This window comes from Streptomyces longispororuber (assembly GCF_014656095.1).
Classification (GTDB): Bacteria; Actinomycetota; Actinomycetes; order Streptomycetales; family Streptomycetaceae; genus Streptomyces; species Streptomyces longispororuber.
Map to the genome: position 1 here is coordinate 45,105 of NZ_BNBT01000003.1, position 13,312 is coordinate 58,416.

A 13,312-nucleotide genomic window follows, 5' to 3' on the forward strand; every position below is an offset into this window, starting at 1 on the left:
CTGAGGTTCGCAGAGCTCGCAGGGCTCCCGGAGCTCACAGGGCACTCCGAGCTCAGTGGACTCACTGGGCTCAGTGGGCTCGCAGAACTCGCTGACCTCGCTGACCTCGCGGGACTCGCACGGATGAACGGAAGAAGGTGAGCGGGAGATGGCTGCCCACCACAGGACTGCCGCCGCGCCCGGGACGGTGGCCGGGCCACCGGGCGGAACCGGAGGGCGGCGGGCCACCGCGGGCCTGGCCGCCCTCGTCGTCTGCGTCACGGCCCTGGCCGGATGCGGCGGCGAGTCCGACACCGAGAAGGGCGAGCGTGAGGGCGCTCACGGGGCGAAGAAGCCGCGGGGCGCCGCGGCACCCAAGACCACGGTGCGCCTGATCGGCGACGGCTCCACCGCGTTCACGGGCAAGCAACCGCTGCTGCCGCGGCCGGAGCGGCTCCGTCCGGGCCAGCGGCCGCCGCAGTTCGTGGTCTTCTCCTGGGACGGCGCGGGCGAGGACAGTCAGCGGCTGTTCTCGCACTTCCGCAAGGTCGCCAAGCGCAACAACGCCACCATGACGTACTTCCTCAGCGGCGTGTACCTGCTCCCGGAGGAGAAGCGTGCCCTCTACAAGCCCCCGCAGCACGCGCCGGGCAGCTCGGACATCGGCTTCAACGACCGCGAGGGCATCCGCGACACCGTGAAGCAGCTCCGTGCCGCCTGGCTCGAGGGCAACGAGATCGGGACGCACTTCAACGGCCACTTCTGCGGCCCCGGCCGCGGTGTCGGCGAGTGGTCCGTCGCCGAGTGGAAGAGCGAGATCCGCCAGGCCAAGTCGTTCGTGAAGGCCTGGAAGACCAACGCGCGACTCACCGGCGCCCAGCCGCTGCCCTTCGACTACGACAAGGAGCTCATCGGCGCCCGCACGCCCTGCCTGGAGGGGCGCACCAACTTCCTGCGCGCGGCGCGCGACCTCGGCTTCCGCTACGACACCAGCGGGGTGAACGACCAGAAGTGGCCCAAGAAGAAGAAAGGGCTGTGGGACCTGTCGATGCAGCTCGTCCCCGTCCCGGGCCGCGGCTTCGAGACGCTCACCATGGACTACAACTTCATGGTCAACCAGTCCGGTTCGACCTCCCAGGGTGATCCGTCCCAGCACGAGTACTGGGGCGACCAGATGCGCGACGGCCTGCTGCGGGGCTTCAAGCGGGCCTACTACGGCAATCGCGCACCTCTGATCATCGGCAACCACTTCGAGTCCTGGAACGGCGGCACGTACATGCGCGCCATCGAGGAGACCATCGAGCGGGTGTGCACCAAGCGCGAGGTGCGGTGCGTCTCCTTCCGGCAGCTCGTGGACTGGCTGGACGCGCAGGACCCGCAGGTCCTCGCCAGGCTTGCGAAGCTCGGGGTTGGCGAGGCGCCCGAGCGGGGCTGGCCGGCCTTCCTGTCGCCCCGCCCGGCCCCGGCGCCCAAGGGAGTGCCGGGGGCCGAGCCGGCGAAGGAGTAGCCCTCGCGGGGGCGCGGTCGGTCGTGGGGGCTCGGTCGGGCTCAGGGCGTGCCTGGCCGGAGGCGGCTGTCAGCCCGTCCCGGCTGGGGCGGCGCCGATGCGTCAGGCCGTGGCGACCGCTTCCTCGCGCAGGACGAAGTCGGGGTCGACCTGGGAGGAGAGGTCGACCCCGGTCCTGGCGTCGCCCCAGCTCTGTGCGTTCTTCAGGTGGAAGTGCACCATCTGGCGCGTGTACCGCTCCCAGTCGCGGTGCTCGTACGTGGCGTCGACGGCGTCCTGAAGGGCTTTCAGGGCACGGCGGTTGGCGTCCTCCAGGAGGGAGAACCGGGGCGGACGGCCCTTCTCCATGGAGCGCACCCAGTCCGAGTGCCCGACGGTGACCAGGAGGTCGTCGCCCACCTGCTCGCGCAGGAAGTCGATGTCGTCCTGGCCCTGCACTTTGTTGCCCACGACCTTCAGGCAGACCCCGAAGTCCCGTGCGTAGTCGCGGTACTGGCGGTAGACGGAGACCCCCTTCCGGGTCGGCTCGGCGACGAGGAACGTCATGTCGAAGCGGGTGAACATCCCGGAGGCGAAGGAGTCCGAGCCCGCGGTCATGTCGACGACGGCGTACTCGTCACGGCCGTCGACCAGGTGGTTCAGGCACAGCTCCACCGCTCCGGTCTTGGAGTGGTAGCAGGCGACACCGAGGTCGGCTTCGGTGAACGGCCCGGTGACCATCAAACGCACGGCGCCGCCGTCGAGTTCCACCGGCCGGGCACAGGCTTCGTACACCGGGTTGTCCTCGCGGATCCGCAGCAGGCGGGAGCCCTCGCCCGGTGGCGTCGTCTTGATCATCGTCTCGGCGGAGGCGATCCGCGGGTTGGCGCCCCGCAGGTGGTCCTTGATCAGCGGCAGCCGCGCGCCCATCGCGGGCAGCTCCGCGGCCTGCTCGTCGTCGAGGCCGAGCGCGGGACCGAGGTGCTGGTTGATGTCGGCGTCCACGGCGAGGACGGGCGCGCCGGTGGCGACGAGGTGTCGGATGAAGAGCGAGGACAGCGTGGTCTTGCCGCTGCCACCCTTCCCCACGAAAGCGATTTTCATAGTCGTCTAGCGTAGTGGCGGCCCCCGTGGCGGACTGGCCCTTGAGTGAAGAAGACCACTCCTTCGTGGGGCGGTGGCGTCGAGTGCGTAGGGTCGTACTCATGAGTACGACACCCGATCCGCTGGTCGCCCTGGCCTCGCTGCCCGGCGTCCCGGAAGCCGTGGACTCCGTGCGCAAGGCCGTGGACCGCGTCTACGGGCACCGGATCATGCGCCGCCGCAGCAACGCGATCACCGCGGAGGCCGCCCTCCGTGGCGCCCGCGGGTCGGCCGCGCTGTCCGGCGCCGAGTGGGCGCTCGAGGAGGTGCGGCGGCGCAGCGACTTCGGCACCGACGACGAGGCGCGCGTCATGGGCGCAGCCCTGCGGCTGACGGCCGAGGCAGGACAGTTGCTGTCCGTCTGGCGGCAGTCGCCGCTGCGGGTCCTGGCGCGGCTGCACCTGGTCGCCGCGGCGGACTCCGACGAGGCGGCGGGGCGCCCGCGCCTGGCGGGCGAGCCGGTGGACGAGCCGCTGGTGGAGCTGGACCTGCCGGACGCCGAGGAGGTGGCGGGGCGCCTGGACGGGCTGTCCCGGCTGGTCCTCACGGGCAGCTCGGCGCCCGCTCTGGTCCTCGCGGCCGTCGTGCACGGCGAGCTGGCCGTGCTGCGGCCGTTCGGCTCGCACAACGGCCTGGTGGCGCGCGCGGCCGAGCGCGTCGTCCTGGTGGGCAGCGGGCTCGACCCGAAGTCGGTCTGCCCGGCCGAGGCGGGCCACGCCGAACTGGGGCGCGCGGCCTACGTGGCCGCCCTCTCCGACTACGCCTCCGGCACGCCGGAGGGCATGGCCGCCTGGATCGCGCACTGCGGCAGGGCTGTTGAGCTGGGCGTCAGGGAGTCGACGGCGGTGTGCGAGGCGTTGCAGCGGGGCGCGGCCTAGGGGCGGTCCCGGCGCTGCGGCGGTACGGCACGGAAGTGCGGCGGTAGGGCGCAGAAGTGCGGCGGTACGAGCGATGCGTACCGCCGCTGGCATGTCCGCCGAGTTACCAAGCGTCCTCGATGTATGCCCATCAGGTCGGGAACTTTGCCCGTCACCTGGTGCGGCTGGCCCGTAATCGACGGGTCGACGTCGCGTGGGTGCTCGGCGTGCATGCTCGGTCCGTGGGGCCAGTTCGTGCGGTTGAAGGTAATCCTCTCGGATGTCCTTGGTCTCGCGGGCCGTTGACTCCTTTGTACTCCTGTCGCCCGGCGAGCGAAACCCCTGACCGCACTTCTTTACTTTTAGGTTCAAAAAAGGGTGAATCGGGCGCGGCTTTCCGGTCGCGGCCGGAGGTGTGTGGTGGCGGGGGCGCCACCAGGGCACTGGGCGCTCGGGATCAACTGGCCGCCGCCGCCGCTGCGGCGCGGCGCCGGCTCGCGAGCCAGACGAGGCCCGCGGTGGCCGCGGCCACCACCACGGCCGCCGCCGCGACGAGCGCCGGGCGGGGTGGTGCGGGCAGCCGCTGCTTGAGCCGTACGGGACGGTGGAAGTCCAGGATCGGCCACTCGCGTGCCAGTGCCTCCCGGCGCAGTGCCCGGTCCGGGTTGACGGCGTGGGGGTGGCCCACGGCCTCCAGCATCGGCATGTCGGTGAACGAGTCGCTGTAGGCGTAGCAGCGCTCCAGGTCGTAGCCCTCGGACTCGGCCAGCTCCTTGACCGCCTCCGCCTTCGTCGGCCCGTACGCGTAGTACTCCACCTCCCCGGTGAAGCAGCCGTCGGGGCCGACGACCATCCGGGTGGCCACGACCCGGTCCGCGCCGAGCAGCTCGCCGATCGGCTCGACGACCTCCGCGCCCGAGGTGGAGACGATGACCACGTCCCGGCCTGCGGTGTGGTGCTGCTCGATGAGTGAGGCCGCCTCGTCGTAGATGATCGGGTCGATTAGGTCGTGCAGGGTCTCGGCGACGATCTCCTTGACCTGCTGGACGTTCCACCCGCGGCACAGGGCGGACAGGTAGGCGCGCATCCGCTCCATCTGGTCGTGGTCGGCGCCGCCGGCGAGGAACACGAACTGGGCGTACGCGGTGCGCAGTACCGCCCGGCGGTTGATCAGGCCGCCTTGGTAGAACGACTTGCTGAACGTGAGGGTGCTCGACTTCGCAATGACCGTCTTGTCCAGGTCAAAGAAGGCGGCTGTGCGAGGCAAGGAGTGGTTTTCCACGAGCCAGAGCATAGGCGCCCACCATTCGGCGTAAGCTGAGGCGCGTGGGTTTGCCTGAGAAGGCTCTCGGGTACACCATGGAAGTCACGGATCGTTCGCGACCGTGCTAACCCGGTCTGGCTCCTCCCCCCCCGAGTCGGACCGTGGGGACGACCCCCGCTCTCCCCCCCGGCGGGGGTCGTCGCATGTCCGGGTGGGTTTTTCTCCCCTCTTTTCGATCTCCGGTGATCGCCGGGCGCCGTTGTGCGCCGTCGCGGCGCCGATGAGCCATGCCCACGGTTGGTCACTCTGTGTAGGTGTAGCGCTGCGCTGCGGAAGTCGTTCGGGTCCTCACCGGTATGGGTGACGGAGATATTCACAGCTACCGCCTTCTCCACAGTTATTGACCAAGATCCACACGATTTCCCGGTTCGCCGCACGCTGATTCCGCTCGTGCAGTTCATGGCCGGATTCCATTGACCGGGCTTCACGGGCGCGGATCCGGATGCGCACGGGGCGTATTCGGAGGACTCGCAGCGAGAGGGGGCTGGAGATCGTGACCGGAGTCATTGCGGGGGACGTGTCGCCGCCGTCCGACGGGCGGCCGGGGGCACCGCTGATCGTCACCGAGGACGCGGACCTGCTGGATGACCTGCTGCGGCTGTGCGCCGCGGCGGGCGCACGGCCGGAGGTGCACCACGGGGTGCCGGAGCGCGGAGGCGGCTGGGAGGCGGCACCGCTCGTCCTGGTCGGGGACGACGCGGCGGACCGGGTGCGCGGGGCCGCACGGCGGCGCGGAGTCGTGCTGGTTGGGCGGGATCAGGACGATTCAGACGTCTGGCGGCGGGCGGTGGAGATCGGCGCGGAGCAGGTGCTCCTCCTGCCGGACGGCGAGCAGTGGCTGGTCGACCGCATCGCCGACGTCACCGAGGGCGTGGGACGGCCCGCCGTCACCATCGGCGTGATCGGCGGCCGCGGCGGTGCCGGGGCCTCCACACTGGCGTGCGCCCTCGCGGTCACGGCCGCGCGTGAGCGGCGGCGCACCATGCTCGTCGACGCCGACCCGCTGGGCGGCGGGCTCGACGTCCTGCTCGGCGGGGAGGCGGCGGACGGTCTGCGCTGGCCCGCCTTCGCCCAGTCGCGCGGCCGGGTCGGCGGCAGCGCCCTGGAGGAGTCCCTGCCCGAGCTGCACGACCTGCGGGTGCTGAGCTGGGACCGCGGGGACACCGTGGCCGTGGCCCCGCCCGCCATGCGCGCGGTCCTCGCCGCGGCCCGCAGGCGTGGCGGTGTGGTCGTCGTGGACCTGCCCCGCCGCGTGGACGAGACGGTGGGCGAAGCGCTGGCCCAGCTCGACCTGGGCCTGCTGGTGGTGCCGCGCGAGCTGCGCGCCGTGGCCGGGGCGCGGCGCGTCGCGTCCGCGATGGGCATGGTGCTGCGGGACCTGCGGGTCGTGGCCGCCGCCGGGCGGGGACGTGGCGGTCTCGACGCGGACGGCCTCGACGCGGACGAGGTCGCGCGCCTCCTGGAACTGCCCCTCGTCGGTGAGCTGCCGTGGGAGCACGGCCTGGTGGCGGCCCAGGACGGCGGGCGGCCGCCGGGAGGACTGGCGCGCGGGCCGCTCGCCCGGTTCTGCTCCGCCTTCTGGCAGCAGCTTCCCGCGGACGCCACGGGAGGGCGCGTATGAGCGCGGTCGTGGGCGCCCGCATGCTCGACGGCGTACGAGAGTGGCTCGCCGCGAGCGGCACGGAGCCGACTCCGGCAAGGGTTGCCGAAGCCCTGCGGGCGCAGGCGCGGGTCCTCGGGGACGCCGAGGTCCTCGGCGCGGCCGAGCAACTGCGCTCCGAGCTCGTGGGCGCGGGCCCGCTGGAGCCCCTGCTCACCGACCCGTCGGTGACCGACGTCCTGGTGTCCGCGCCCGACCGCGTCTGGGTGGACCGGGGCGGCGGCCTGGAGCTGACGGACGTGTCCTTCGGGGACGCGGCGGCGGTGCGGCGGCTCGCCCAGCGCCTCGCGGCCGTCGCGGGACGGCGCCTGGACGACGCCCGTCCCTGGGTGGACGCCCGCCTGCCCGACGGCACCCGGCTGCACGCGGTCCTGCCCCCGGTCGCCGTCGGCTCGGCGTGCCTGTCGCTGCGCGTCGTACGGCCACGGGCCTTCACCCTCGCGGAGCTGACCGAGGCGGGCACGGTGCCGCCCGGCGGCGAGCCGTTCCTGCGGGCGCTGCTCGACGCCCGCCTGTCGTACGTGATCAGTGGCGGCACCGGCAGCGGCAAGACGACCCTCCTGAGCACGCTGCTCGGCCTGGTCGGGCCGGGGGAGCGGATCGTGCTGGCCGAGGACTCCGCGGAGCTGCGCCCCGAGCATCCGCACGTGGTGCGCCTGGAGACCCGGCCGGCGAACCAGGAGGGCGTGGGCTTCGTCGGCCTCGACGACCTGGTGCGCCAGGCCCTGCGGATGCGGCCGGACCGGCTCGTCGTGGGCGAGGTGCGGGGCGCGGAGGTGGTTCACCTGCTCGCCGCGCTGAACACCGGGCACGAGGGCGGCTGCGGCACAGTGCATGCGAACGCCGCGGCGGACGTACCGGCCCGCCTGGAGGCCCTGGGCACGGCCGCGGGCCTCGACCGCGCGGCCCTGCACAGCCAGGTGGCGGCCGCGCTCTCGGTGGTGATTCATCTCGTACGGGACCGCTCCGGGCGCCGCCGTGTCGCCGAGGTACACGTCCTGGAGCGGGACGCGTCCGGCCTGGTGGCGACGGTGCCCGCGCTGCGGTGGGGTGAGCACGGGTTCGTCCGGCAGAGCGGCTGGCGCCGGCTGAGCACCCTGCTCGGAAGCCGGGGTGAGGGCACATGAGCGCGGTGGCGGTGTGGGGCGCCGCTCTGTGCGCGGGCGGCTCGGTGTGGCTCCTGGGCGGTCGCGCCCGGGGCAGGGCCGTGAAGCGGGCGAGGTCGGCGCTCGCCATCGACGGCACGGCACCACCGGAGCCCGCATGGCGCCAGGCGGTCGTCCGGGCCCGAGGGCGGCTCGGCCCCCGGGCCGGACACGAGGTGTGGGTGCTGGTGGCGGCTGCGGCGGTGTCCGTCCTGGGCGGTTCGGTGCTGCCGCTCGTCGCGGGGGCGGTGGGCGTACCCCTGGCAGGCCGGGTGCGCAGGGCCCGGGACGCGCGTCGGGAGCGCGAGCGGCGGGCGGACGCGGTGATCGCCGTGTGCGGGGCGCTCGCGGGTGAGGTGCGCGCCGGGAGCCAGCCCGGAGGGGCCCTGCGGGCGGCTACGGAGGCTCTGGACCAGTCGGCGCATGCGGCGGGCGCGGTGGGTGCGGGCAGAGCCACGGGGCCCGCGGAGGTCGCTGGAAGAGGTCTTGGTGAGGCGTGGGCCGGTGTGCTGGCGGCGGCGCGGTTCGGCGGGGATGTGCCGGGGGCCCTGCGGGAGGCGGCCCGGGAGCCGGGCGCGGAAGGGCTCCTGGGGCTCGCGGCGTGCTGGCGGGTGGCCGTCGACCGGGGCGCCGGGCTCGCGACCGGGCTCGAACGCCTTGAGGGCGCCCTGCGGGCGGAGCGGGACCAGCGGGCCGATCTGCGGGCCCAGTTGGCCGGCGCCCGGGCCACGGCGGTGCTGCTCGCCGGGCTCCCCGCGCTGGGCCTGCTGATGGGCGCGGCGCTGGGCGCACGGCCGCTGTGGGTGCTGCTGCACACGGCGGCGGGGTTCGGGTGCCTGCTCGTGGGCGGGGCTCTGGAGGGCCTGGGCGCCTGGTGGGCGCTGCGGATCGTGCGAAGGGCGGAGGCGTGATGGGCGAGGCGGAGGTTGTCCACAGGCTGGGGGTGGCCGCGTGGTCGGCGGCGGCCGTGCTGTGGCTGGTGCTCATGGCGGCGACGGCACGGCGTGAGCGGACCGCGGGCCGCCGGGTGGCGGCGGTTCTGGGCACCGAGAGCAGACCGGGGCGGCTGCGGGAGCGGCTGCGCGGGCCGGACCGGCTCGGGCAGGGACGCGGTGCGCCGTCCGGTCGCCGGGAGGCGGTCCGCAGAGGCCTCGCCGTCGTCGGGGCGGTCGGAGCCGGCTGGGCGCTGATCGGCGGGGTGCCCGGGCTCGTGGTCGGCGTGGGCGTGGGATGCGCCGTGGCGCGGATACGGCGGGGCGGCGGGCCGGTGGCGGAGTTCGACGAGGCGGAGGCCGCGCGGCAACTGCCGCTGGCGGCCGACCTGGTCGTGGCCTGCGTGGCCGCCGGTGCCGGGCCCGTGGTGGCGGCCCAGGCGGTGGGGGAGACCTTGCGAGGGCCGATCGGCGAACGGCTCGCCTGGGGCGCCGCCCAGGTGCGCCTGGGCGGCGAGCCCGCGGAGGCCTGGCGGCAGCTAGGCGCCCTGCCAGGTGCCGCGGCGCTGGCCCGCCTCCTCGAACGGGCCGGTGAGTCCGGGGCTCCCGCGGCCGGCCCCGTGGCACGGCTCGCCGCCGACTGCCGGGCGGCGAGAGCACGCGAGGCCACCGCCCGGGCCCGGCACGCGGCCGTCCTGATGACGGCGCCGGTGGGGTTGTGCTTCCTGCCCGCCTTCATCGCGCTCGGAGTGGTGCCGGTGATCACGGGGTTGGCCGGAGCACTGCTGGCCACCCGCTGAGGCGCCGCCGGGGCGCCCAGGCGAACGGCCCGGCCGCGCCGTGCCGAACAGCCACCCCGGACCCGACTGAACGACATCTCGTACGGCCGCCAGGACAGGGAGGCGGCTGGCAGCAAAGGAGGAGCACGTCATGGGAGTTGTCATGTGGAACCACGGACACGGACCGGCACAGAAGCACGGACGGGAATCGGCACTGGACCGGGTACCGGCACCAGCATCGGCACCGGCACTGGGGCCTGGAGCGGAACTGGCACACGCGTCAGGGGGCGTAGGTGTCCGGAGGCGGAGGCGACGGTTCGCCTGGGTGGTGCCGCGGGTCCGGCGGCTGCGCCGTGGCGCCGGGGATGCCGGTATGGCGACGTCGGAGTACGCCATGGGGCTGCTCGCGGCAGTGGGGTTCGCCGGGCTGCTCTACAAGGTGGTGACGAGCGGGCCGGTCCGGGCGGGGCTCCAGGCACTGGTGGAGAGGGCGCTCCATGTGCGGTTCTGACGGGGGCGCGGCGAGCGGTGTCGAGTGCACCGGTGAAGGAGGTGCGGCCGACGGGGGCGCCGTCGGCCGCGGCCGGACCGACCCGGGGAGGCGGCGCGACGCCTACCGAGGCCGGGCCGGTCCGGGCAGGTGGCGTGACGCCGGGTTCGTGACGGCGGAGGCGGCGGTGGTCCTGCCGACCCTGGTGCTGTTCACGATGGCCCTCCTGTGGATCCTGATGGCCGCGTCCGCGCAGATCCAGTGCGTGGACGCGGCTCGGGCCGGGGCGCGGGCGATGGCCCGCCAGGACCCACCGGGCACGGCCGTGGCGGCGGCGCGCCAGGCGGCGCCACCCGGTACGCGTGTCGCGGTGCGCAGGGACGGAGACCTGGTGCGCGTCGAGGTGGTGGCGCCTGCTCCGGGGCCGCGGGTGCTCGGACTGGGCGTGCGGCTGCGGGCGGAGGCCGTGGCGTTGGCGGAGGACACGGTAGGGGCGGGGCGGCAGGGCGACGCGGCAGCCGGCCCGGATGTGCCAGGGGTGGACTCATGACCAGGGACGGGCCGGGTGGGCCGGGCGGGGACCGGGGCGCCGCCACGGTGTGGGTCGTGGTCGTCATGACCGTGCTCGGTGTGGTCACCGGGGCCGTTCTGGCGATGGGGCAGGTGATGGTGGCCCGGCACCGGGCGGGCGGCGCGGCAGACCTGGCGGCGCTGGCCGCCGCGGACCACTGGACGCAAGGCCCCAAGGGCGCCTGCGCCCGGGCGGAACGGGTGGCTCGGGCCCAGAACACACGGGTCGTGCGGTGTGAGGTCGAGGGCCAGGTGTCGGACGTCACGGCTGTGGCGGAGTTCGGGCCGTTCGCGACGGAGGTGAGGTCACGGGCGGGGCCTGCGAGCGCGGTGGGGCGTACGGCGGTGACGGGTTCTGTGCGGCAGGTGGGACGCCAGGGACGGGCAAGAGTTACGCGGTCGGTGAGATCCGGTCAGCCCATGGCACGTCGGGGACGTGAGGGAAGTGAGGGGCCCCTGGCGTCATTCGGAGGGGGCGTCCCGCAGGAGCGTGGTGAGGAGCCGGACCGCGCCGCGCTTGTGCAGGGGGTCGTTGCCGTTGCCGCACTTGGGGGACTGGATGCAGGAAGGGCACCCGGCCTCGCACTCGCAGGCGGCGATGGCCTCGCGGGTGGCGGTGAGCCACTCGCGGGCGGTGTGGAAGGCGCGCTCGGCGAATCCGGCGCCTCCGGGGTGGCCGTCGTAGACGAACACCGTGGGCAGCAGCGTGTCGGGGTGCAGCGGTACGGAGACGCCGCCGATGTCCCAGCGGTCACACGTGGCGAACAGCGGCAGCATGCCGATGGAGGCGTGCTCGGCGGCGTGCAGCGCGCCGCCGAGGATCTCCGGGTTGACGCGGGCCGCGTCGAGCTGGTCCTCGGTGACCGTCCACCACACCGCGCGGGTGCGCAGGGTGCGCGGCGGCAGGTCCAGTTTGGTCTCGCCGAGCACCTCGCCGGTGATCAGCTTGCGGCGCAGGAAGGAGACGACCTGGTTGGTGACCTCGACGGAGCCGTAGCAGAGGCGGCCGGGGCCCCAGGGGATCTCGGTGTCGGTGTCGAGGATGGAGATCGCGGTGGTGTCGCGGGCGGTCGTCGAGTAGGGCGGGACGGCCTCTTCGACGAGCGCCACGGAGTCCTCCAGGTCCAGGCGCCGCACGAGATACGTACGGCCCTGGTGGAGGTGGACCGCGCCCTCGTGGACGGTCGTGTGCGCGGCCGAGGCGTCGACGGTGCCGAGCAGCCGGCCCGTGCCCTCCTCGACCACCTGGACGGGGCGGCCGCCCTCGCCGCGGATGTCCGTGAGGTCGGCGGCGCGCTCGCGGCGGGTCCAGTGCCAGGCCTTCGTGCGGCGGCGCAACAGCTTCGCGGCCTCCAACTGCGGCAGCAGTTCCTCGGCGGCCGGGCCGAAGAGAGCGAAGTCGTCCTCGGTGAGCGGAAGTTCCGCGGCGGCCGCGCACAGGTGGGGCGCGAGGACGTACGGGTTGTCGGGGTCGAGGACCGTGGACTCGACGGGCTGCTGGAACAGCGCCTCTGGGTGGTGGACGAGATAGGTGTCCAGCGGATCGTCACGGGCGACGAGCACGGCGAGCGCGCCCTGGCCGGAGCGCCCGGCGCGGCCCGCCTGCTGCCACAGCGAGGCACGGGTCCCTGGATAGCCCGCGATGAGGACGGCGTCCAGGCCGGAGACGTCCACGCCGAGTTCGAGGGCGGTGGTGGCGGCGAGCCCGAGGAGTTCGCCGGAGTGCAGGGCCTGTTCCAGGGCGCGGCGCTCCTCGGGGAGGTAGCCGCCCCGGTAGGCGGCGACGCGGCGCGCCAGGGAGCGGTCGACTTCGGCGAGGCGTTCCTGGGCGATGACGGAGATCAGCTCGGCGCCGCGCCGGGAGCGGACGAAGGCGACGGACCGGACACCCTGCACGGTGAGGTCGGTGAGCAGCTCGGCCGTCTCGGCGGTGGCGGTGCGGCGGACCGGCGCGCCCTTCTCGCCGTGCAGCTCGGTGAGCGGCGGCTCCCAGAGGGCGAAGACGACCTCGCCCCGGGGTGAGGCGTCGTCGGCGACCTCGGTGACGGGCAGGCCGGTCAGGCGCTGCGCGGCCATGGCGGGGTCGGCGGCCGTCGCGGAGGCGAGGAGGAAGACCGGGTCGGAGCCGTAGCGGGCGCACAAGCGGCGCAGACGCCGCAGGACTTGCGCGACGTGGGAGCCGAAGACGCCGCGGTAGGTGTGGCACTCGTCGATGACGACGTAGCGCAGGGCGCGCAGGAAGGAGGACCAGCGGGGGTGGGACGGCAGGATGCCCCGGTGCAGCATGTCGGGGTTGGTCAGGACGTAGTTGGCGTACTGGCGTACCCATTCGCGCTCTTCGACGGGCGTGTCGCCGTCGTACACGGCCGGTCGGACGGCGGTGCCGAGGGGTTCGGCCAGGGCGCGCACGGCGCGACGCTGGTCGGCGGCGAGGGCCTTGGTGGGGGCCAGGTAGAGGGCGGTGGTGCCGCGCCCGTTCGGGGCCTCGGAGCCGTCGAGCAGGGCGGAGAGCACGGGTGTGAGATAGGCCAGGGACTTGCCGGAGGCGGTGCCGGTGGCGACGACGACGGACTCGCCGTCAAGCGCGTGTTCGGCGGCGCGGGCCTGGTGGGCCCAGGGGTGCTCGATTCCCGCCTTGCGGACGGCGGCGACGATCTCGGCGCGGATGCGATCGGGCCAGACTGCATAGCGGGCGGCACGCGGGGGCAGGTGCTCCGTATGAGTGACGCGCGCAGCCCGGCTCGGCCCCGTGGTCAGCCGGTCCAGGACCGCCCGCGGGGAGACGTGGGCCGGGGTGCCCGCCGAGGGTCCTCCGGTAGGGGAAAAGTTGGCCATCGGCATCGAGTGTGTCACTGGCTGGATGGACAATGGTCCGAAGGCGTCGTGCACGCCTGCCCGTAAGTGATTGAATGCCATCGCGGCTGGCGATCCGTCCCGGGGGCGTGGG

The 13,312-nt window shown here is 74.0% G+C and carries 11 protein-coding genes and 1 pseudogene; 9 read left to right on the forward strand and 3 right to left on the reverse strand.

What is annotated here, in order from left to right; all coding sequences use genetic code 11:
- The first annotated feature begins 148 nt into the window (after window positions 1–148).
- Window positions 149–1,486 (forward strand): polysaccharide deacetylase family protein, encoded by a 1,338-nt coding sequence (locus tag IE330_RS01565; protein WP_229925264.1) that lies wholly within the window; start codon window positions 149–151, stop codon window positions 1,484–1,486.
- 102 nt (window positions 1,487–1,588) lie between these two features.
- On the opposite strand, the gene IE330_RS01570 is transcribed toward IE330_RS01565, so the two are convergent.
- Window positions 1,589–2,569 (reverse strand): ATP-binding protein, encoded by a 981-nt coding sequence (locus IE330_RS01570; protein WP_190133966.1) that lies wholly within the window; start codon window positions 2,567–2,569, stop codon window positions 1,589–1,591.
- 101 nt (window positions 2,570–2,670) lie between these two features.
- Between IE330_RS01570 and IE330_RS01575 the strand changes: the two genes are divergently transcribed.
- Window positions 2,671–3,486: a Fic family protein gene (locus IE330_RS01575; RefSeq protein WP_190133967.1), complete on the forward strand. Its 816-nt coding sequence runs from the start codon at window positions 2,671–2,673 to the stop codon at window positions 3,484–3,486.
- Window positions 3,487–3,922: 436 nt separating this feature from the next.
- Here the strand turns inward: IE330_RS01575 and IE330_RS01580 are convergent, their stop codons facing one another.
- Window positions 3,923–4,759 (reverse strand): HAD family hydrolase, encoded by an 837-nt coding sequence (locus tag IE330_RS01580; protein ID WP_190133968.1) that lies wholly within the window; start codon window positions 4,757–4,759, stop codon window positions 3,923–3,925.
- A 523-nt stretch (window positions 4,760–5,282) separates the two neighbouring features.
- On the opposite strand from IE330_RS01580, the gene ssd reads away from it, so the two are divergent.
- From ssd to IE330_RS01615, 7 genes and pseudogenes are all read left to right on the forward strand, one after another.
- Window positions 5,283–6,410 carry a septum site-determining protein Ssd gene (gene ssd / locus IE330_RS01585; RefSeq protein ID WP_373314537.1) on the forward strand — a complete coding sequence of 376 codons (1,128 nt, stop codon included), beginning with the start codon at window positions 5,283–5,285 and terminating at the stop codon, window positions 6,408–6,410.
- On the forward strand, window positions 6,407–7,576 hold the full coding sequence (locus IE330_RS01590; RefSeq protein WP_190133970.1) for a TadA family conjugal transfer-associated ATPase: 1,170 nt from the start codon (window positions 6,407–6,409) through the stop codon (window positions 7,574–7,576). Before ssd ends, IE330_RS01590 begins: the two co-directional genes overlap by 4 nt.
- On the forward strand, window positions 7,573–8,505 hold the full coding sequence (locus IE330_RS01595; protein WP_190133971.1) for a type II secretion system F family protein: 933 nt from the start codon (window positions 7,573–7,575) through the stop codon (window positions 8,503–8,505). Before IE330_RS01590 ends, IE330_RS01595 begins: the two co-directional genes overlap by 4 nt.
- The gene (locus tag IE330_RS01600; RefSeq protein ID WP_190133972.1) at window positions 8,505–9,326 is read left to right on the forward strand and encodes a type II secretion system F family protein; all 822 of its coding nucleotides are present in this window, start codon (window positions 8,505–8,507) and stop codon (window positions 9,324–9,326) included. Before IE330_RS01595 ends, IE330_RS01600 begins: the two co-directional genes overlap by 1 nt.
- Window positions 9,327–9,468: 142 nt before the next feature.
- The gene (locus IE330_RS39590) at window positions 9,469–9,816 is read left to right on the forward strand and encodes a DUF4244 domain-containing protein (protein WP_268257255.1); all 348 of its coding nucleotides are present in this window, start codon (window positions 9,469–9,471) and stop codon (window positions 9,814–9,816) included.
- 148 nt (window positions 9,817–9,964) lie between these two features.
- A complete protein-coding gene (locus IE330_RS01610) occupies window positions 9,965–10,345 on the forward strand; it encodes a TadE family type IV pilus minor pilin (protein ID WP_268257253.1) in 381 nt (126 codons plus the stop codon).
- Window positions 10,342–10,674, forward strand: a pseudogene (locus tag IE330_RS01615) (Rv3654c family TadE-like protein); the annotation flags it as partial. The gene IE330_RS01610 and the pseudogene IE330_RS01615, both read left to right, overlap by 4 nt.
- 153 nt (window positions 10,675–10,827) lie before the next feature.
- Here the strand turns inward: IE330_RS01615 and sftH are convergent.
- A complete protein-coding gene (gene sftH / locus IE330_RS01620; RefSeq protein WP_190133975.1) occupies window positions 10,828–13,281 on the reverse strand; it encodes a DEAD/DEAH box helicase in 2,454 nt (817 codons plus the stop codon).
- Window positions 13,282–13,312 lie beyond the last annotated feature (31 nt).

Bases quoted from the DNA above. Each gene is read 5' to 3' on its own strand.
- IE330_RS01565 (WP_229925264.1), top strand. From the start codon at position 149: ATGGCTGCCCACCACAGGACTGCCGCCGCGCCCGGGACGGTGGCCGGG.
- IE330_RS01570 (WP_190133966.1), bottom strand. From the start codon at position 2,569: ATGAAAATCGCTTTCGTGGGGAAGGGTGGCAGCGGCAAGACCACGCTG.
- IE330_RS01575 (WP_190133967.1), top strand. From the start codon at position 2,671: ATGAGTACGACACCCGATCCGCTGGTCGCCCTGGCCTCGCTGCCCGGC.
- IE330_RS01580 (WP_190133968.1), bottom strand. From the start codon at position 4,759: ATGCTCTGGCTCGTGGAAAACCACTCCTTGCCTCGCACAGCCGCCTTC.
- IE330_RS01590 (WP_190133970.1), top strand. From the start codon at position 6,407: ATGAGCGCGGTCGTGGGCGCCCGCATGCTCGACGGCGTACGAGAGTGG.
- IE330_RS01595 (WP_190133971.1), top strand. From the start codon at position 7,573: ATGAGCGCGGTGGCGGTGTGGGGCGCCGCTCTGTGCGCGGGCGGCTCG.
- IE330_RS01600 (WP_190133972.1), top strand. From the start codon at position 8,505: ATGGGCGAGGCGGAGGTTGTCCACAGGCTGGGGGTGGCCGCGTGGTCG.
- IE330_RS39590 (WP_268257255.1), top strand. From the start codon at position 9,469: ATGTGGAACCACGGACACGGACCGGCACAGAAGCACGGACGGGAATCG.
- sftH (WP_190133975.1), bottom strand. From the start codon at position 13,281: ATGGCATTCAATCACTTACGGGCAGGCGTGCACGACGCCTTCGGACCA.